We start from the raw sequence: 18,458 nt of genomic DNA, 5'->3' as shown, positions 1-18,458 counted from the left end.
TCGGGGCTGCTAGTCGCGGGCCGCGGTCAGGTGTTCCGCGTGTTCCTGGAGCGAACGGACGCCCACGTCACCGTGGTTGAGGGCGTCGATGCCCTGGACGGCGGCGGCGAGCGCCTGGACCGTCGTCAGGCACGGGACCGACCGCGCCACGGCCGCCGTACGGATCTCGTAGCCGTCGAGGCGGCCGCCGGTGCCGTACGGGGTGTTGACGATGAGGTCGACGTCGCCGTCGTGGATGAGTTGGACGATGGTCTTCTCGCCATTGGGGCCGGTGCCCTCGGACTGCTTGCGCACGATCGTCGCGTTGATGCCGTTGCGCTTGAGGACCTCGGCCGTGCCGGAGGTGGCGAGCAACTCGAAGCCGTGCGCGACCAGTTCACGGGCCGGGAAGATCATCGAGCGCTTGTCGCGGTTGGCGACCGAGATGAAGGCTCGGCCCTTGGTCGGCAGCGGACCGTAGGCGCCCGCCTGCGACTTGGCGTACGCCGTGCCGAAGACGGAGTCGATGCCCATGACCTCACCGGTGGAGCGCATCTCCGGGCCGAGGACCGTGTCGACACCGCGTCCGTGGATGTCGCGGAAGCGCGACCACGGCATGACCGCCTCCTTGACGGAGATCGGCGCGTCGAACGGCAGCTCGCCGCCGTCACCGTGGGCCGGGAGCAGCCCCTCGGCACGCAGTTCGGCGACGGTCGCGCCCAGCGAGATGCGGGCGGCGGCCTTCGCCAGCGGCACCGCGGTCGCCTTGGAGGTGAAGGGGACCGTACGGGACGCGCGCGGGTTGGCCTCCAGGACGTAGAGGATGTCGCCCGCCATCGCGAACTGGATGTTGATCAGTCCGCGCACGCCAACGCCCTTGGCGATGGCCTCCGTCGAGGCCCGCAGGCGCTTGATGTCGAAGCCGCCCAGGGTGATCGGCGGCAGGGCGCACGCCGAGTCGCCGGAGTGGATGCCGGCCTCCTCGATGTGCTCCATGACGCCGCCGAGGTAGAGCTCCTGGCCGTCGTAGAGCGCGTCGACGTCGATCTCGATGGCGTCGTCGAGGAAGCGGTCGACCAGGACCGGCCGGGTGGGGCTGATCTCGGTCGACTCGGCGATGTACGACTCCAGCCGGGTCTCGTCGTAGACGATCTCCATGCCGCGTCCGCCGAGGACGTACGACGGGCGGACGAGGACCGGATAGCCGATCTCGTCGGCGATGGCCTTGGCACCCACGAACGTGGTGGCCGTGCCGTGCTTGGGGGCCGGCAGGCCCGCCTCGGCGAGCACGCGCCCGAAGGCGCCGCGGTCCTCGGCGGCGTGGATGGCCTCCGGCGGGGTGCCCACGATCGGCACGCCGTTGTCCTTCAGTGCCTGCGCCAGACCGAGCGGGGTCTGGCCGCCGAGCTGCACGATGACACCGGCGATCGGCCCGGCCTGCTGCTCCGCGTGGACGATCTCCAGCACGTCCTCGAGCGTCAGCGGCTCGAAGTACAGGCGGTCGGAGGTGTCGTAGTCCGTGGAGACGGTCTCGGGGTTGCAGTTGACCATCACGGTCTCGTAGCCCGCGTCGCTGAGCGCGAAGGAGGCGTGGACGCAGGAGTAGTCGAACTCGATGCCCTGGCCGATGCGGTTGGGACCGGAGCCCAGGATGATGACCGCGGGCTTCTCGCGCGGGGCGACCTCGTTCTCCTCGTCGTAGGACGAGTAGAAGTACGGCGTTTCGGCGGCGAACTCGGCGGCGCAGGTGTCGACCGTCTTGTAGATCGGGCGGATGCCCAGCGCGTGCCGAACCTCGCGTACGACGTCCTCGCGCAGGCCGCGGATCTCGCCGATCTGCTGGTCGGAGAAGCCGTGCCGCTTGGCCTCGGCCAGCAGCTCCGGGTCCAACTTGTCGGCGGCGGCCAGCTCGTCCGCGATCTCCTTGATGAGGAAGAGCTGGTCGACGAACCAGGGGTCGATCTTCGTGTAGTCGAAGATCTCCTCCTGGGTGGCGCCGGCGCGGATGGCCTGCATGACGGTGTTGATCCGGCCGTCGGTGGGCCGTACGGCCTCCTCCAGGAGCTGGACCTTGTCGCCGGGCTCGCCGACGAACGTGAACTGGCTGCCCTTCTTCTCCAGCGAGCGCAGCGCCTTCTGGAAGGCCTCGGTGAAGTTCCGGCCGATGGCCATCGCCTCGCCGACCGACTTCATGGTGGTCGTGAGGGTGGAGTCGGCGGACGGGAACTTCTCGAAGGCGAAACGGGGCGCCTTGACGACCACGTAGTCGAGGGTCGGCTCGAAGGAGGCCGGGGTCTCGCGCGTGATGTCGTTCGGGATCTCGTCGAGCGTGTAGCCGACGGCGAGCTTGGCGGCGATCTTGGCGATCGGGAAGCCGGTCGCCTTGGAGGCGAGGGCCGAGGAGCGCGACACGCGCGGGTTCATCTCGATGACGATCACCCGGCCGTCGACCGGGTCGATCGCGAACTGGATGTTGCAGCCGCCGGTGTCGACGCCGACCTCGCGGATGATCGCGATGCCGATGTCCCGCAGGTTCTGGTATTCGCGGTCGGTCAGCGTCATCGCCGGGGCGACGGTGATCGAGTCGCCGGTGTGCACGCCCATGGGGTCGAAGTTCTCGATGGAGCAGACGACCACGACGTTGTCGTTCTTGTCGCGCATCAGCTCCAGCTCGTACTCCTTCCAGCCGAGGATGGACTCCTCCAGGAGCACCTCGGTGGTCGGCGAGAGCGTGAGGCCCTGGCCGGCGATGCGGCGCAGCTCCTCCTCGTCGTGCGCGAAGCCGGAGCCGGCGCCGCCCATGGTGAAGGACGGGCGGACCACGACCGGGTAGCCGCCGAGGGTGTCGACGCCCTTGATGACGTCGTCCATGGAGTGGCAGATGACCGAGCGGGCGGACTCGCCGTGCCCGATCTTCTGGCGGACGGCCTCAACGACGCCCTTGAAGAGGTCGCGGTCCTCGCCCTTGTTGATGGCCTCGACGTTGGCGCCGATCAGCTCGACGCCGTACTTGTCGAGCGTGCCCGCCTCGTGCAGCGAGATGGCCGTGTTGAGGGCCGTCTGGCCGCCCAGGGTGGGCAGGAGCGCGTCGGGGCGCTCCTTGGCGATGATCTTCTCGACGAACTCCGGGGTGATCGGCTCGACGTAGGTGGCGTCGGCGATCTCGGGGTCGGTCATGATCGTCGCCGGGTTGGAGTTCACCAGGATGACGCGCAGTCCCTCGGCGCGCAGGACGCGGCACGCCTGCGTGCCGGAGTAGTCGAACTCGGCGGCCTGACCGATGACGATCGGGCCGGAGCCGATGACCAGGACGGACTGGATATCGGTGCGCTTAGGCACGCTGGCCCTCCATCAGGACTGTGTCCATCAAAGACGTGAAGCGGTCGAACAGGTAGGCGGCGTCGTGCGGGCCCGCTGCGGCTTCGGGGTGGTACTGGACGGAGAAGGCGGGCTGGTCGAGCAGCTGGAGCCCCTCCACGACGTTGTCGTTCAGGCAGACGTGGGAGACCTCGGCGCGGCCGAACTTCGTCTCGCTGACCTGGTCGAGCGGCGCGTCCACGGCGAACCCGTGGTTGTGCGCGGTGACCTCGACCTTGCCGGTCGTACGGTCCTGGACCGGCTGGTTGATGCCGCGGTGGCCGTACTTGAGCTTGTAGGTGCCGAAGCCGAGGGCGCGGCCGAGGATCTGGTTGCCGAAGCAGATGCCGAACAGGGGCGTCCGGCGCTCCAGGACGGCGGTCATCAGCGCGACCGGGCCGTCGGCCGCGGCCGGGTCGCCCGGGCCGTTGGAGAAGAACACGCCGTCCGGCTCGACGGCGTAGAGGTCCTCAACGCTCGCGGTGGCGGGCAGCACGTGCACCTCGATGCCGCGCTCGGCCATCCGGTGCGGGGTCATGCCCTTGATGCCGAGGTCGACGGCGGCGACGGTGTACTTCTTCTCGCCGATCGCGGGGACGACGTACGCCTCCTTGGTGGCGACCTCCTCGTACAGCGAGGCGCCCTTCATCTGCGGCTGGGCCAGCACGCGCTCGACCAGTTCGGGCTCGGTGGCGATGCCCTCGCCGGAGAAGATGCCGGCGCGCATCGAGCCGCGCTCGCGCAGATGGCGGGTCAACGCGCGCGTGTCGATGCCGGAGATGCCGACCACGCCCTGCGCGACCAGTTCGTCGTCCAGGGAGCGCTTGGCCCGCCAGTTGGACGGCACGCGCGCGGGGTCGCGTACGACGTAGCCGGAGACCCAGATGCGGCCCGACTCGTCGTCCTCGTCGTTCCAGCCGGTGTTGCCGATCTGCGGGGCGGTCGCGACGACGATCTGACGGTCGTACGACGGGTCGGTGAGGGTCTCCTGGTAGCCGGTCATCCCGGTGGAGAACACGGCCTCGCCGAAGGTCACCCCCACGGCCCCGTAGGCACGGCCGCGGAAGATCCGGCCGTCCTCCAGGACGAGTACGGCGGGAGCTGCCTTGTGCCTCTGCGAGGCCGCTCCCTGGATGGAGGTCGTCATCGTGCGCCTTCCGTCTTGTTGATCATGCTGTTCAAGGTCTCGACCCACTCGGCGTGCTCGGCCGCGTGGTCGGAGCGGAACCCGGAGTCGATCAGCCGGTCGCCGTGCGCCCACGTCACGACCAGCAGACCGCCCTCGGCGAGGACCTTCCCGGCGATGCCCTTGCCGAGCAGGGCCTCGCGCAGCGCGTCGGCCGGGATGAAGAAGTCGGTGGCCCCGGGGCGTACGACGTCCAGTCCCGCGTCCGTCAGGGTGAGCTCGACCCGGCTGCGGGTGCCGAGGCCGTGCGCCACGATGCGGTCGAGCCACTGACCGGCGGTGGTGGAGCCGTGGTAGCGGCCGCTCATGGTCAGTTTCGCCGGGCCCGGGTCGTCCGGCGCGGTGGGCAGCTCGGGCACGTCGCCCTGGAGCGTGCCGCGCCACTTCCAGCCCTCGCGCATCAGCCAGTAGACGAGCGCGACGAAGAGGCCGAGTCCGACGAGCCAGCCGATGCGGGCGGCCCAGTCGGTGACGTCGGCCGACTTCTTCTCGGCGGCGAGTGAGGCGGCGGCGAGCAGAGTTGCAGATGTCACGTGAGCTTCCCGTCGACGAGCGTGGCCTTGCCCCGGAGCCACGTGTGCGTCACACGGCCCGGCAGCTCACGCCCCTCGTACGGAGTGTTCCGGCTGCGCGAGGCGAAGCCCGCGGGGTCCACCGACCCACGGTATGCCGTGTCGACGAGCGTGAGGTTGGCGGGCTCACCAGCCGAGACGGGACGGCCGTGGCCCTTGGCCCGCCCGATCTCGGCAGGCTTGACGGACATGCGCTCGGCGACCCCGGCCCAGGTGAGGAGCCCGGTGTCCACCATGGTCTCCTGCACCACTGACAACGCGGTCTCCAGGCCCACCATCCCCATGGCGGCCGCGGCCCACTCGCAGTCCTTGTCCTCGTGCGGGTGGGGGGCGTGGTCGGTGGCGACGATGTCGATCGTGCCGTCGGCCAGCGCCTCGCGCAGGGCCAGCACGTCCCGCTCGGTACGCAGCGGCGGGTTGACCTTGTAGACCGGGTTGTAGGTGCGCACCAGCTCGTCGGTGAGCAGGAGGTGGTGCGGGGTGACCTCGGCGGTGACGTCGATGCCGCGGGACTTGGCCCAGCGGACGATCTCGACGGACCCCGCGGTCGAGAGGTGGCAGATGTGGACGCGGGAGCCGACGTGCTCGGCGAGCAGGACGTCCCGGGCGATGATCGATTCCTCGGCCACCGCCGGCCAGCCGCCCAGGCCCAGCTCGGCGGAGACGACGCCCTCGTTCATCTCGGCGCCCTCGGTCAGCCGCGGCTCCTGCGCGTGCTGGGCGACGACTCCGCCGAAGGCCTTCACGTACTCCAGCGCCCGGCGCATGATCACGGCGTCGTCGACGCACTTGCCGTCGTCGGAGAAGACGGTGACGCCGGCGGCCGACTCGTACATGGCGCCCAGTTCGGCGAGCTTGCGGCCCTCCAGGCCGACCGTGACGGCGCCGATGGGCTGCACGTCGCAGTAGCCGTGCTCCTGGCCGAGCCGGTAGACCTGCTCGACCACGCCGGCGGTGTCGGCGACCGGGAAGGTGTTGGCCATGGCGAACACGGCCGTGTAGCCGCCGGAGGCCGCCGCGCGCGTGCCGGTCAGCACGGTCTCGGAGTCCTCGCGGCCGGGCTCGCGCAGATGGGTGTGCAGGTCGACGAGGCCCGGCAGCAGCACCTTGCCCTCGGCGTCCACGACCTCGGCGCCCTCGTCCGACAGCCCCGGGCCGACGGCCTCGATGACCGAACCGTCGATCAGGACGTCCTGCGCCTCGCCGCCGAGCACCTTCGCACCACGGATCAGGATCTTGCTCATGGGTCTTACTTCTCCTCGTTGGTGCGGGCGTGGGAGACGGCGGGTTCGTTGCCGCCGAGCAGCAGGTACAGAACGGCCATCCGGATGGAGACTCCGTTTGCGACCTGCTCGATCGCGGTGCAGCGCTCGGAGTCGGCGACCTCGGCGGTGATCTCCATGCCGCGGACCATCGGCCCGGGGTGCATCACGATGGCGTGCTCGGGCATCTTGGCCATGCGGTCGCCGTCCAGTCCGTAGCGCCGCGAGTACTCGCGCTCGGTCGGGAAGAAGGCGGCGTTCATCCGCTCGCGCTGGACCCGCAGCAGCATCACCGCGTCGCTCTTGGAGAGCGTGCTGTCGAGGTCGTACGACACCTCGCAGGGCCAGGACTCGACGCCGACCGGAACCAGGGTCGGCGGGGCGACGAGGGTGACCTCGGCGCCGAGTGTGTGCAGCAGGTCGACGTTGGAGCGGGCGACGCGGCTGTGCAGGATGTCGCCGACGAGGGTGATCCGCTTGCCGTCCAGGTCCTGCCCTATCCCGGCGTCCCGGCCGATGAGCCGGCGGCGCATGGTGAAGGCGTCCAGCAGGGCCTGCGTGGGGTGCTGGTGGGTGCCGTCACCGGCGTTGATGACGGCCGCGTCGATCCAGCCGGAGTTGGCGAGACGGTAGGGGGCCCCGGAGGCGCCGTGCCGGATGACGACGGCGTCGACACCCATGGCCTCCAGGGTCTGGGCGGTGTCCTTCAGGGACTCGCCCTTGGAGACGCTCGACCCCTTGGCGGTGAAGTTGATGACGTCCGCGGAGAGGCGCTTCTCGGCGGCTTCGAAGGAGATACGCGTGCGCGTGGAGTCCTCGAAGAAGAGGTTGACGACGGTACGGCCGCGCAGGGTCGGCAGTTTCTTGATCGGCCGGTCGGCGACCCGGGCCATCTCCTCGGCGGTGTCGAGGATCAGGACGGCGTCGTCGCGGGTGAGGTCGGCGGCCGAGATGAGATGACGCTGCATCTGTCAGGCTCCGTAAGGCAATTCAGGAGTTTTCGGGCATACGGGCATGCGTGAGCACGCACTCGGGCGGAAGCCGGAGTGCTACTGCGACGCGCCCGGGGCGGCCGGCTTCGCACCGAGCAGCACGGTGTCGCGACCGTCCTCCTCGGCGAGCAGGACCTTGACCGTCTCCCGCAACGACGTGGGGAGGTTCTTGCCGACGTAGTCGGCGCGGATGGGCAGTTCGCGGTGGCCGCGGTCGACCAGGACCGCGAGCTGCACCGCGCGTGGACGCCCGATGTCGTTCAGGGCGTCGAGGGCGGCGCGGATGGTGCGACCGGAGAAGAGCACGTCGTCGACGAGGACGACCAGGCGGCCGTCGATGCCGTCACCGGGAATCTCGGTACGGGCCAGCGCACGCGGCGGATGCATGCGCAGGTCGTCGCGGTACATGGTGATGTCGAGGGAGCCGACCGGGATCTTGCGGTCGGTGATCTCCTCCAGCTTGACGCCCAGCCGTTGGGCGAGGAAGACGCCTCGGGTCGGGATGCCGAGGAGCACCACGTCGTCGGCGCCCTTGGCGCGTTCGACGATCTCGTGGGCGATGCGGGTCAACACCCGCGCGATGTCGGGCCCTTCGAGCACGGGCCGGGCATCGGAGGTGTGCGTGTCGTGCTTGTCCTGCTTGTCCATATGAAACGGACCTCCTTCTCCGCCTCACGGGACGGATGTTAAAGGACGTCGGATTTGCGCCATCCACGGTAGCAGGCCCGCACGACGTCCCTGATCACCCCCCTGGCGTAACCGGCCACCGGTTCCCCAGAAGACGCGGTGTGGACCATTCGGCTTGACGGGCGAGAGTCACGCTGCGTAACCTCACAGTGAGTTACCAGACGCGCGGCTCGGAAACACCACCGGTCGCGTCGACACAGTGTCCGGGGAGCTATATGTCCAGCGAATACGCCAAACAGCTCGGGGCCAAGCTCCGGGCCATCCGCACCCAGCAGGGCCTTTCCCTCCACGGTGTCGAGGAGAAGTCCCAGGGACGCTGGAAGGCGGTCGTGGTCGGGTCGTACGAGCGCGGTGACCGTGCCGTGACCGTGCAGCGCCTCGCCGAGCTGGCGGACTTCTACGGCGTGCCGGTGCAGGAGCTGCTGCCGGGCACGACCCCGGGCGGCGCCGCCGAGCCGCCGCCGAAGCTGGTCCTCGACCTGGAGCGGCTGGCCACGGTGCCGGCCGAGAAGGCGGGCCCGCTGCAGCGGTACGCGGCCACGATCCAGTCCCAGCGCGGCGACTACAACGGCAAGGTGCTGTCGATCCGCCAGGACGACCTGCGCACACTCGCCGTCATCTATGACCAGTCCCCCTCGGTCCTCACCGAGCAGCTGATCAGCTGGGGCGTCCTGGACGCGGACGCCCGCCGCGCGGTCGCCTCCCACGAGGAGAGCTGAGCCTTACAGCGCAAGAGCAGAAACGTGCCGCCGGGGTGGCTGGAACTTTAGGGTTCCAGGCGCCCCGGTGCTCTGTTCGCCCTTCGTGTCTCGGGATTGCCGTTGGCGTCTCGGGCGACGTGCGGGCGACGCCCAGGGGCGCGGGGAACTGCGTGACAGGCCCCAGACGGCCCGCAGCCGCCCTACGAGGACACCACCCACCCCCTTTAGGTGCACGAACGCCGGGAGCCCGCAGCAGGCACGCTGCGGGCTCCCGGCGTTCGTCGTGGGCGCTCCGCCCACAGGGCCTACGCCTCGTCCCGGCGCAGCGAGGGCTTCAGCTCCTTGAAGCGGCCCAGCAGACCGTTGACGAAGGCGGGCGACTCGTCCGTGGAGAACTCCTTCGCCAGCTGCACCATCTCGTCGAGGACGACGGCGTCCGGGGTCTCGTCGACCCAGATCAGCTCGTAGGCGCCCAGCCGCAGGATGTTGCGGTCCACGACCGGCATCCGGTCGAGCGTCCAGCCGACCGAGTACTGGGCAATGAGATCGTCGATGCGCCGCTCGTGCTCGGCGTAGCCCTCGACGAGCTGCATCGTGTACTCGCTCACCGGCGGCTGCCGGGTGTCGTCCCGGGAGAGTCGGATCCAGTCCGCGAGGACCGTCAGGACGTCGGCGCCGCGCTGGTCGCCCTCGAAGAGGATCTGGAAGGCGCGCTTGCGGGCCGTGTTGCGAGCAGCCACGGTTAGCTGTTCACCCGGCCGAGGTAGTCGCTGGAGCGGGTGTCGACCTTGATCTTCTCACCGGTGGTGATGAAGAGCGGGACCTGGATCTGGTAACCGGTCTCCAGGGTGGCGGGCTTGGTGCCACCGGTGGAACGGTCGCCCTGGACGCCGGGCTCGGTCTCCTGGATGACGAGCTCGACGGCGGCCGGCAGCTCGACGAAGAGCACCTCGCCCTCGTGCTGCGCCACCGTGGCCGTGAAGCCCTCGATCAGGAAGTTGGCGGCGTCGCCGACGGCCTTGCGGTCGACCATGAGCTGGTCGTAGGTCTGCATGTCCATGAAGACGAAGTACTCGCCGTCCATGTACGAGAACTGCATGTCGCGCTTGTCGACAGTGGCCGTCTCGACCTTGACGCCGGCGTTGAACGTCTTGTCGACGACCTTGCCGGAAAGCACGTTCTTCAGCTTGGTGCGCACGAAGGCAGGGCCCTTGCCGGGCTTGACGTGCTGGAACTCGACGACGGACCAGAGCTGGCCTCCGTCGAGCTTGAGCACCAGGCCGTTCTTGAGGTCGTTCGTGGAAGCCACGGTTGCGGAATCTCCTGGACTGACGTGGACGACCACGGGGCACGCGCGTTACAGCGCTAGGAGCTCCTTGGTCGTGATGGTGAGTAGCTCGGGTCCGCCGTCCGCCTCGGGGCGGACGACGAGCGTGTCATCGATCCGGACACCGCCCCGGCCCGGGAGGTGGACCCCCGGTTCGACGGTGACCGGCACGCAAGCGTCCAGTTTACCCATGGCCGCAGGGGCCAACTGCGGGTCCTCGTCGATTTCGAGCCCCACCCCGTGCCCCATCAGCGCCGACAACCCCTCCGCGTACCCCGCTGAGTCCAGTACCTGACGCGCCGCCCGGTCCACATCTCGGTAGGCGGCACCGGGCGCCAGCGCCTCGCGGCCGGCGCGCTGGGCGGCGAAGACGAGGTCGTAGAGCTCGATCTGCCAGTCGGCGGGCGAGGTCCCGATGACGAACGTACGGCCGATCTCGCAGCGGTAGCCGCGGTACCTCGCGCCGAGGCAGACGGAGAGGAAATCGCCCTCCTCGACGCGGCGGTCGGTGGGCAGGTGCGCGCGTCGGCCGGCGTTGGGGCCGGTCGCGACGGAGGTGGCGAAGGCGGGGCCGTCGGCGCCGTGGTCCACCAGGCGGCGCTCCAGTTCCAGGGCGAGGTGGCGTTCGGTGCGGCCTACGAGGATGGACTCCAGGAGTTCGCCCAGGGCCTGGTCGGCGATTTCCGCGCCGATGCGGAGGCAGGAGATCTCTTCCTCGTCCTTGACGACGCGGAGCTGTTCTACGGCACCGCCGAGGTCTGCGACGCGGATGCGGGGTGCGACTGAGCGGATTTCCCGGTGCCGGGCGACTGTGAGGTGGTGTTCCTCCACCGCGAGGGAGTCCGCGCCCTGGGCCATGGCCAGGCCTGCGGCCGCGACGGCCGGGTCGCCTGCGCTGCCCGGGAGGCTCTGTACGCGGATCGTCTCGTCCGGGCGGCCGTCTGAGGGTCTTTCGTCCGGGGGGCCGGTGCAGAGGAGCAGGTCCTCGGTTTTCCCCAGGAGCAGGACGGACCCCTGCGGGGACGCGCCTGCGAGGTAGCGGACGTTGGCCGGGCGGGAGACGAGCGCTGCCGCGTTGCCGGCGGCGTTGCACTGTTCCCTTAGCCGGGTTCGGCGGATTGCGTACATCTCTGACATGAGATGAGCGTAGGAGGGATGCCTGGATTGTGCTGGTTTTGAGGGTTCCGTTCGGGGGACGGGGTGCCACTCGATGTTGTGTGGCGAGTGGCGGTGCGTGGGGGCTTGTCGCGCAGATCCCCGCGCCCCTTAAAGGTGGGCATGCTCCCCGGCGTCTACCAGTTAGGGGGGCTTGCTATTGATCTTGCCAGTACGTCGTTCAGGACTGCTGCCGTTTGGGCCACGTCCATTTGGGAGTTGTCGATGATCGGGAGGCCCGAGCCGTACCAGCCCGCCATGCGGCCGTGGATGCGGGCGACCTCCTCGTCGGTGAGGCGGCGGTTGCCGGCGCGTTCGGCGTTGCGTTCCAGGACGATTTCCAGACCCGGCAGCAGGACCACCGGGAGGAGGCCGGGACCGACGTGGCGCTTCCAGCCGCCGAGGCCGACGACCGGGCGGTCGGGGAAGACGGCGTCGTCGAGGATGCAGGAGATGCCGTTGGCGAGGAAGTTGCGGGCGGCGAAGCCGCAGGTGCGGCGGGCCAGGCGGTACTGGGCCTCGGAGTGGTCGTTCCAGCCGGACTGCGGGTCGGCGAAGCCCGAGCGGACCCATTCGCGTACGTCGTCGAGGCTGATGTGGGCGGTGGGGACTCGGCGGTGGTCCGCCCAGTACTTGGCGACGCTCGTCTTGCCGGCGCCGGCGGGGCCGATCAGCAGGACGGCGAGGGTCGTGGACGCCGGGTCCGCGCCGGCCGTGGCGGTCGGCGGGACGCTGGGCATCGCGACCGGGCCGCCGGGCGGCAGCGGGACGTGGCCGGTGGTGTCCGGGACGGACGGCGGCGGGGTCGGGGCCCGCTGCGGAGTGGGTGGGGCCATGGCCGGGGGTGCTCCGGGGAAGCCCTGGGCCGGAGGCGGCGGAGGCACGGGGGCCGGGCCCTGGTGCGGGCCCGGGTGACCCGGGTGGTGCGCGGCCGGCGACCAGCCGGCGACCGGTCCGTGCCCCGGCTGATGGGGCGGCGGCAGCGGAGAACCCACTGCGTGCTGCATCCGGTGCCACTCCGTCTCGTACAGGCAATTGGCGCTGGCGACGGGGGCTGCCCCCCACTCCCTACCGAACGGTACCTTCCCCGGCCGTCGTTTGGTGAACGGCCGGGGGCGGTCCGAAGTGCCCGTGCCCACAAGGGCAGATCGGCAATTCGGACGGACGGCGCTCCAGTGGACTTACTCGCCCACCTCGCCGTACGCGGCGAGCAGTACGGCCGGGTCGGGGCCCTCCAGGACGGTCGGCTTGGCCAGGCCGTCCAGGACGATGAAGCGGAGCAGGTCGCCGCGGGACTTCTTGTCGACCCGCATGTTCTCCAGGAGCTTGGGCCACTGGTCGTAGCGGTAGTGCAGGGGCAGGCCGACCGATTCGAGGATCGTGCGGTGCCGGTCGGCCGTGGCGTCGTCCAACCGGCCTGCCAGACGGCCGAGTTCGGCGGCGAAGTGCAGACCGACCGAGACGGCCGCGCCGTGCCGCCACTTGTAGCGCTCGTTCTTCTCGATGGCGTGGCCCAGGGTGTGGCCGTAGTTGAGGATCTCGCGCAGGCCGGCTTCCTTGAGGTCCGAGGAGACCACCTCGGCCTTGACGCGGATGGAGCGCTCGATCAGCTCAGCCGTGTGCGGTCCCGCGGGGGTGCGCGCCGCCTGCGGGTCGGACTCGATGAGGTCCAGGATCAGCGGGTCGGCGATGAAGCCCGCCTTGATGATCTCGGCGAGTCCGGAGACGTAGTCGTTGACCGGCAGGGAGTCCAGCGCGGCCAGGTCGCACAGCACGCCGGCCGGCGGGTGGAAGGCGCCGACCAGGTTCTTGCCCTCGGCGGTGTTGATGCCGGTCTTGCCGCCGACGGCCGCGTCCACCATGGCCAGCACGGTGGTCGGTACGGCGATCCAGCGCACCCCGCGCAGCCAGGTCGCGGCGACGAATCCGGCCAGGTCGGTGCTCGCGCCGCCGCCCACGCCGACGATGACGTCGGAGCGGGTGAAGCCGGACTGGCCGAGCGCCTTCCAGCAGTAGGCGGCGACCTCGGCGGTCTTGGCCTCCTCCGCGTTCGGCACCTGGATGGCGACGGCCTCGAAGCCCTGCTCGGCCAGGTCGCCGCGGAGCGCCTCGCCGGTCTCGGCGAGCGCCTCGGGGTGCACGACGGCGACCCGCTTGGCCTTCTCGCCGATCAACCCGGCCAGCTCGCCCAGGAGTTGACGGCCCACCAGGACCTCGTAGGGCTCGTTGCCCGCGGTGCCGCCGACCTGGATCCGGGTCACTGCCTCGCTCATGCTTCCTTCAACTCCAGTGCGTCCAAGGCGACTTGGGTGACCTCTTCGGGTGTACGGCCGTCGGTGGCCACGACCGCGGTGGCGATCTCCTCGTACAAGTGCCGCCTGACCTCCATCAGTTCGCGCCACTGCTTGCGCGGGTTGATCATGAGGAGCGGGCGGGCGGCGTTCAGGCCGGTGCGCTTGACGGCTTCCTCGACGTCCATCGAGAGGTAGACGACCCGCTGCCCGGCCAGCAGCGCGCGGGTCTCCTCGTCGAGGACCGAGCCGCCGCCCAGGGCGAGGACACCTTCGTGCTCGGCGAGTGCCCGGCGCACCGCCTGCTTCTCGATCGCCCGGAAGGCGGGCTCGCCCCCGTCGACGAAGATCTCGGCGATGGTCCGGCCCTGCTCGGCGACGATGTCGTCGTCGGTGTCCCGGTAGCCGACGCCGAGGCGCTCGGCCAGCAGCTGTCCGACGGTCGACTTGCCGACGCCCATCGGGCCCACCAGCACGACCACGGGTGCGGGGCTCACCGGATGGCCAGGTGCTCGAGGTAGGAGCGCACATTGCGGCGAGTCTCGGGGACCGAGTCGCCGCCGAACTTCTCCGCGACCGCGTCGGCGAGGACCAGCGCGACCATCGCCTCGGCGACGATACCGGCGGCCGGCACGGCGGACACGTCGGAACGCTGGTGGTGGGCCTGCGTGGCCTCGCCGGTGGCGACGTCGACGGTCCGCAGGGCGCGCGGAACGGTGGCGATGGGCTTCATCGCGGCGCGTACGCGCAGCAGTTCGCCCGTGCTCAGGCCGCCCTCGGTGCCGCCGGAGCGGCCGGAGACCCGGCGGATGCCCTCGTCGGTCTTCACGATCTCGTCGTGCGCCTGCGAGCCGGGCACCCGCGCCAGCTCGAAGCCGTCGCCGATCTCGACGCCCTTGATGGCCTGGATGCCCATGAGCGCACCGGCCAGCCGGGCGTCCAGCTTGCGGTCCCAGTGCACGTGCGAGCCGAGGCCCACCGGCACGCCGTAGGCCAGGATCTCGACCACACCGCCGAGGGTGTCGCCGTCCTTGTGGGCCTGGTCGATCTCCGCGACCATCGCCTTCGACGCGTCCGCGTCCAGGCAGCGCACCGGGTCGGCGTCCAGCTTCTCGACGTCGGCCGGCGTGGGCAGGACTCCCTGCGGGGCCTTCGCGGCGGCCAGTTCGACCACGTGCGAGACGATCTCGATGCCGGCCGTCTCCTTGAGGTACGACCGGGCCACCGCGCCCAGCGCCACACGGGCCGCGGTCTCCCGGGCCGAAGCGCGTTCCAGGATCGGCCGGGCCTCGTCGAAGCCGTACTTCTGCATGCCCGCGAGGTCGGCGTGGCCGGGGCGCGGGCGGGTCAGCGGGGCGTTGCGGGCGAGCCCGGCGAGGATCTCCGGGTCGACCGGGTCGGCCGCCATGACCTGGTCCCACTTGGGCCACTCGGTGTTGCCCACCATGATCGCGACCGGGGAACCGAGCGTGAGGCCGTGCCGGACGCCACCGAGGAAGGTGACCTCGTCGCGCTCGAACTTCATGCGGGCACCGCGGCCGTAGCCGAGCCGACGCCGGGCCAGGTGGTCGGCGACCATGTCGGTGGTGATCGGCACGCCGGCGGGAAGGCCCTCCAGCGTCGCGACAAGTGCGGGACCGTGGGACTCTCCCGCGGTCAGCCAACGCAGCCTGCTCAACGATGCTCCTCAGTGCTCGCGCCCTGGTACTGCCTGCGTACGCGCGTCCTCGCGTACGGCGACGGCCCGACCAGGTGCGCGGCCCTGGCCCGCCATCCCCCGATCCTCCCACGTCCGGGCCCCGGGCCCGGCCGCCGGTCCAGCAGACGGACGGCGAGTGTGTCAGTTGGAGGCGTCCTGCTGACGCGGCTGCGGGGCGTAGGCGCCCAGGTGGTCGGCGCCGCTGCCCTGGCTCGGCGCCTGCTGCGGCGCGTACGCCCCCAGGTAGTCCGCGCCGCGTCCCTGTCCGTACCGCGCCGCCGCGTGCACCGGCACGCCGTTGCGCACGGCACGTCGGTACTTGATCTTCGCCACCAGCTTCAGCACCCAGGACGCGACCACGGCGAGCACGATCAGGCCGAGGACCGTGATCTGCACCCAGTCGGGCAGGAACTTCAGGACGGCCTCGAAGATCTCGCTCTTGCCGGACGCCAGCGGCACACCTGTGGCCATGACCCACTCCCCCGAATTCCGTTCCGCCCCCTGCGGAACAGGCGAATCCTAGCGGGATTCGAGTGCGTGTTCGCCCGCTTTTCGCATGGCGCCCAGGGGGGCCGGCGCGCGTCCCGTCATCTGCTCGACCTGGAGCACCGCCTGGTGCACCAGCAGGTCGAGCCCGCTGACGACAGCGCCACCGTACGCCGACCAGCGGGCCGCGAGTTCGGTCGGCCACGGGTCGTAGAGCACGTCGAAGAGGGTGGCGGGCCGCTCGGGGACGGCGCCGGAGAGGGCATCGGTGGCGCCCGCCGGGGTGGTGGCGACGACGAGCGGGGCGCGCAGGGCCTCGGCCGCGTCCGCCCAGTCCGCGATACGCACCTCGACGTCGAGCCGCTCGCCCCACTGGCGCATCTCGGCGGCGCGGGCCGCGCTGCGGACGTAGACGACGACATCGCCGGTGCAGACGCGGGCCAGTGCGGCGAGGGCGGAGGAGGCGGTGGCGCCGGCGCCCAGGATCGCCGCCGAGTCGACCTGTTCGATGCCGTGCTCGCGCAGGGCGGCGACCATGCCGGGGATGTCGGTGTTGTCGCCGAGAGCGCGACCGTCCTCGGTGAAGACGACGGTGTTGACCGCGTCGACCGAGGCGGCCGTCTCGCTGATCTCGTCGAGCAGCGGTATCACCGCGCGCTTCAGCGGCATGGTCAGCGACAGCCCGGCCCACTCCGACCCGAGTTGCCCGAAGAAACCGGGCAGTGCGGCCTCGTCGACCTCGAACCGGTCGTAGGACCAGTCCGCGAGCCCCAATTCCTGATAAGCGGCGCGGTGCAGCACCGGCGACAGGGAGTGGGCGATGGGCTTGCCTAGTACTGCCGCCCGGCGGGTGTCAGCTACCCGTGGCCTCATTGAACTTGTCCTTGAGCTTCAGGAAGTCGGCGTGCGTCTTGGCGAATTCGGTCTTTTTCACACCGTCGGTCGCGACGAAGTAGAACCAGCCGTCTTCCGTCGGATTCAGTGCCGCCTTCAGCGCGACGTCGCCCGGGTTGTCGATCGGGCCGGGCGGCAGGCCCTTCTGTGTGTACGTGTTGTACGGGTCCTGGTTCTTGTTGATCTCCGACTCGCTGATGTTGATGTTGCTCTGACCCTTCAGGTAATTGAAGGTCGAGTCGAACTGCAACAGGCCGTACGTCTCGGGGTTCGCGCGATCGAGACGGTTGTAGACCACTTCCGCCATCTTGCGGTAGTCGTCCTCGGTCTTTCCCTCGGCCTGGACGAGGCTCGCGACCGTGATGACCTGCAAGGGGCTGTCCAGCTTCAGTTCCTTGGCCTTCGCCGCGAGATCGTACTTGGCGTAGGCCTCGGCGGCGTCGCTGACCATCGACTTGAGAACCGTCTCGGGCTTCATGCCCTTTGCGGCGGGATAGGTGCCCGGGGAGAGGAAGCCCTCCAGCGGGTCCTTGATCTCCTTGTTGTCGTTCGCCCAGCTCGGCAGGCCAAGGGTCTTGTATTTCTGTTCCGCGATCTTCCTGGTGGCACCGGAGGAGAGGTCGAGTTTCGCGTCGATCGCCTTGTACACACTGACATTGCGCTGGCCCGGAGTGACCATCACGTTGTTCTGGCTCTTGGGGTCGAGCATCATCGCGACGGCGCTCTCGCCGGACATCTCCGTCTTCAGGAGATAGGCGCCCGCCTGAATTGTTTTTCCCTTGGGGTTCTGCGACTGGGCGGCGACGAACGCGTCGACGCTCTTGACGACACCGGACTCCTTCAGCCGCCGGCCGATCTCGTATCCGCCCGCGCCCTTGGGGATCTGGACGCTCACCGTCTTACTGGTGCCGTCACCCGCGTAGTCCGGTGCCGAGCCGAAACGATCTTTGTAGAACTGGTACCCGAAGTACGTGACCCCGCCGAGTCCGCCGCCGAACACCAGCAACACCACCAGGCAGGCGCAGCCGCTACGGCGTTTCTTGCCTTTGCCGTCCTTGCCCTTCCGCTCGCCCCGGCCGCGCCGACCGTTGCCCTCGTCATCGGGCTCCTCGTCGTCATCGTCACCGCCGCCGCCCGCGAAGAAGGCGTGTTCGCCTTGGTCGGGCCCGGGATCCCAGTCGGGTTTCGGCTCCGGCTCGGGCTGTCTGCGGCTGGGCGGCTCGGGCGGCGGATACGCGTCCGGCGTGCCGTAGTAGTCGGGCTGCTCGCCCCCGTATGCGGCGGCCTGTTGGCCGTACGGGTCCGAAGGGTCCGTGTACTGGACATGCGTGTGGGCGCCGGAACCCCAGGCGCCGTTGTCGTAGGGCTGCTGGGTCTGGCCGCTGTTGTCGTACGGCTGCTCGGTCTGGCCGCTGCTGTCGTAGGGCTGCTGGGTGTGACCCGCGTAGTTCTGCTGCTGCCCCTGAGTGCCGTACTGCTGTTCGTACTGCTGCTGTTCGTACTGCTGCTGGGCATACTGCTGTTGGTCGTATTGCTGCTGGTCGTACTGGGGATACTGCTGCGCCTGACCGTAGGCGTTCTGCCCGCCGTCGCTCCAGTCGCCGTACTGGGACTGCTGCGATTGCTGGGGCTGCTCCGAATAATGCTGCGGCTGGCCGCCGTAGGGAGACTGCTGACCCGCCTGGGCCTGCTGTCCCTCCCATTCACCGTCCCTGAACAACGGGTCCTCGGGATGCCACGGTTCGGAGCCATGACCCCGGCCATACTCAGTCATCGATCCCCTAGAGCCGACGGACGGCGCGGCACGCGGCTGGTGGGCCGGATTCCGTTTCGCCTCTTGCTGTGCGGTGGCTGTTCGAAAACCATCGCA

General features: G+C 69.9%; 17 protein-coding genes. 1 reads left to right on the top strand and 16 read right to left on the bottom strand.

Annotated elements, in window-relative coordinates:
• Positions 1-9: 9 nt before the first annotated feature.
• The 6 genes from carB to pyrR form a co-directional block, all read right to left on the bottom strand.
• A complete protein-coding gene (gene carB / locus M2283_RS22275) occupies positions 10-3,318 on the bottom strand; it encodes a carbamoyl-phosphate synthase large subunit (protein ID WP_280878078.1) in 3,309 nt (1,102 codons plus the stop codon).
• Positions 3,311-4,483, bottom strand: a complete 1,173-nt coding sequence (carA, locus tag M2283_RS22270; RefSeq protein WP_280878077.1) for a glutamine-hydrolyzing carbamoyl-phosphate synthase small subunit — start codon at positions 4,481-4,483, stop codon at positions 3,311-3,313. Before carA ends, carB begins: the two co-directional genes overlap by 8 nt.
• Positions 4,480-5,055: a hypothetical protein gene (locus M2283_RS22265; protein ID WP_280878076.1), complete on the bottom strand. Its 576-nt coding sequence runs from the start codon at positions 5,053-5,055 to the stop codon at positions 4,480-4,482. Before M2283_RS22265 ends, carA begins: the two co-directional genes overlap by 4 nt.
• Entirely contained in the window at positions 5,052-6,338 is a 1,287-nt protein-coding gene (locus M2283_RS22260) for a dihydroorotase (RefSeq protein WP_280878075.1), read from the bottom strand. Before M2283_RS22260 ends, M2283_RS22265 begins: the two co-directional genes overlap by 4 nt.
• 5 nt (positions 6,339-6,343) lie before the next feature.
• Positions 6,344-7,324: an aspartate carbamoyltransferase catalytic subunit gene (locus M2283_RS22255; RefSeq protein ID WP_280878074.1), complete on the bottom strand. Its 981-nt coding sequence runs from the start codon at positions 7,322-7,324 to the stop codon at positions 6,344-6,346.
• Between the two features lie 81 nt (positions 7,325-7,405).
• Positions 7,406-7,996, bottom strand: a complete 591-nt coding sequence (pyrR, locus tag M2283_RS22250; RefSeq protein WP_280878073.1) for a bifunctional pyr operon transcriptional regulator/uracil phosphoribosyltransferase PyrR — start codon at positions 7,994-7,996, stop codon at positions 7,406-7,408.
• A gap of 254 nt (positions 7,997-8,250) precedes the next feature.
• On the opposite strand from pyrR, the gene bldD reads away from it, so the two are divergent.
• Positions 8,251-8,754: a transcriptional regulator BldD gene (gene bldD, locus M2283_RS22245; RefSeq protein WP_004990661.1), complete on the top strand. Its 504-nt coding sequence runs from the start codon at positions 8,251-8,253 to the stop codon at positions 8,752-8,754.
• Between the two features lie 287 nt (positions 8,755-9,041).
• Here bldD and nusB read toward each other — a convergent pair whose 3' ends face one another.
• From nusB to mltG, 10 genes are all read right to left on the bottom strand, one after another.
• A complete protein-coding gene (gene nusB, locus M2283_RS22240; RefSeq protein WP_280878072.1) occupies positions 9,042-9,476 on the bottom strand; it encodes a transcription antitermination factor NusB in 435 nt (144 codons plus the stop codon).
• Between the two features lie 2 nt (positions 9,477-9,478).
• Complete coding sequence (gene efp / locus M2283_RS22235) at positions 9,479-10,045, bottom strand: elongation factor P (protein ID WP_280878071.1); 567 nt, start codon at positions 10,043-10,045, stop codon at positions 9,479-9,481.
• 48 nt (positions 10,046-10,093) lie between these two features.
• Positions 10,094-11,200 carry an aminopeptidase P family protein gene (locus M2283_RS22230; RefSeq protein ID WP_280878070.1) on the bottom strand — a complete coding sequence of 369 codons (1,107 nt, stop codon included), beginning with the start codon at positions 11,198-11,200 and terminating at the stop codon, positions 10,094-10,096.
• Positions 11,201-11,355: 155 nt separating this feature from the next.
• A complete protein-coding gene (locus tag M2283_RS22225) occupies positions 11,356-12,225 on the bottom strand; it encodes a Pro-rich N-terminal domain-containing protein (RefSeq protein WP_280878069.1) in 870 nt (289 codons plus the stop codon).
• Between the two features lie 174 nt (positions 12,226-12,399).
• Complete coding sequence (gene aroB, locus M2283_RS22220) at positions 12,400-13,491, bottom strand: 3-dehydroquinate synthase (RefSeq protein WP_280878068.1); 1,092 nt, start codon at positions 13,489-13,491, stop codon at positions 12,400-12,402.
• Complete coding sequence (locus M2283_RS22215; RefSeq protein ID WP_280878205.1) at positions 13,488-13,970, bottom strand: shikimate kinase; 483 nt, start codon at positions 13,968-13,970, stop codon at positions 13,488-13,490. Before M2283_RS22215 ends, aroB begins: the two co-directional genes overlap by 4 nt.
• Positions 13,971-14,002: 32 nt before the next feature.
• Entirely contained in the window at positions 14,003-15,187 is a 1,185-nt protein-coding gene (aroC, locus tag M2283_RS22210) for a chorismate synthase (protein WP_280878067.1), read from the bottom strand.
• A 162-nt stretch (positions 15,188-15,349) separates the two neighbouring features.
• Positions 15,350-15,679 (bottom strand): hypothetical protein, encoded by a 330-nt coding sequence (locus tag M2283_RS22205; RefSeq protein ID WP_280878066.1) that lies wholly within the window; start codon positions 15,677-15,679, stop codon positions 15,350-15,352.
• 48 nt (positions 15,680-15,727) lie between these two features.
• Positions 15,728-16,567 (bottom strand): shikimate dehydrogenase, encoded by an 840-nt coding sequence (locus M2283_RS22200; protein WP_280878065.1) that lies wholly within the window; start codon positions 16,565-16,567, stop codon positions 15,728-15,730.
• Entirely contained in the window at positions 16,548-18,362 is a 1,815-nt protein-coding gene (gene mltG, locus M2283_RS22195) for an endolytic transglycosylase MltG (protein WP_280878064.1), read from the bottom strand. The genes M2283_RS22200 and mltG overlap by 20 nt, the downstream gene beginning before the upstream one ends.
• Positions 18,363-18,458 lie beyond the last annotated feature (96 nt).

Origin of the sequence: Streptomyces pseudovenezuelae (assembly GCF_029892565.1) — a bacterium.
Classification (GTDB): Bacteria; Actinomycetota; Actinomycetes; order Streptomycetales; family Streptomycetaceae; genus Streptomyces; species Streptomyces pseudovenezuelae_A.
Note: the sequence above shows the minus strand (reverse complement) of the source record. Positions and strands in the feature narration are given on the sequence as shown.

Bases quoted from the DNA above. Each gene is read 5' to 3' on its own strand.
- bldD (WP_004990661.1), top strand. From the start codon at position 8,251: ATGTCCAGCGAATACGCCAAACAGCTCGGGGCCAAGCTCCGGGCCATC.
- mltG (WP_280878064.1), bottom strand. From the start codon at position 18,362: ATGACTGAGTATGGCCGGGGTCATGGCTCCGAACCGTGGCATCCCGAG.
- M2283_RS22255 (WP_280878074.1), bottom strand. From the start codon at position 7,324: ATGCAGCGTCATCTCATCTCGGCCGCCGACCTCACCCGCGACGACGCC.
- M2283_RS22200 (WP_280878065.1), bottom strand. From the start codon at position 16,567: ATGAGGCCACGGGTAGCTGACACCCGCCGGGCGGCAGTACTAGGCAAG.
- carA (WP_280878077.1), bottom strand. From the start codon at position 4,483: ATGACGACCTCCATCCAGGGAGCGGCCTCGCAGAGGCACAAGGCAGCT.
- pyrR (WP_280878073.1), bottom strand. From the start codon at position 7,996: ATGGACAAGCAGGACAAGCACGACACGCACACCTCCGATGCCCGGCCC.
- M2283_RS22230 (WP_280878070.1), bottom strand. From the start codon at position 11,200: ATGTCAGAGATGTACGCAATCCGCCGAACCCGGCTAAGGGAACAGTGC.
- M2283_RS22225 (WP_280878069.1), bottom strand. From the start codon at position 12,225: ATGCAGCACGCAGTGGGTTCTCCGCTGCCGCCGCCCCATCAGCCGGGG.
- aroB (WP_280878068.1), bottom strand. From the start codon at position 13,491: ATGAGCGAGGCAGTGACCCGGATCCAGGTCGGCGGCACCGCGGGCAAC.
- M2283_RS22205 (WP_280878066.1), bottom strand. From the start codon at position 15,679: ATGGCCACAGGTGTGCCGCTGGCGTCCGGCAAGAGCGAGATCTTCGAG.
- M2283_RS22260 (WP_280878075.1), bottom strand. From the start codon at position 6,338: ATGAGCAAGATCCTGATCCGTGGTGCGAAGGTGCTCGGCGGCGAGGCG.
- M2283_RS22215 (WP_280878205.1), bottom strand. From the start codon at position 13,970: ATGGGCGTCGGCAAGTCGACCGTCGGACAGCTGCTGGCCGAGCGCCTC.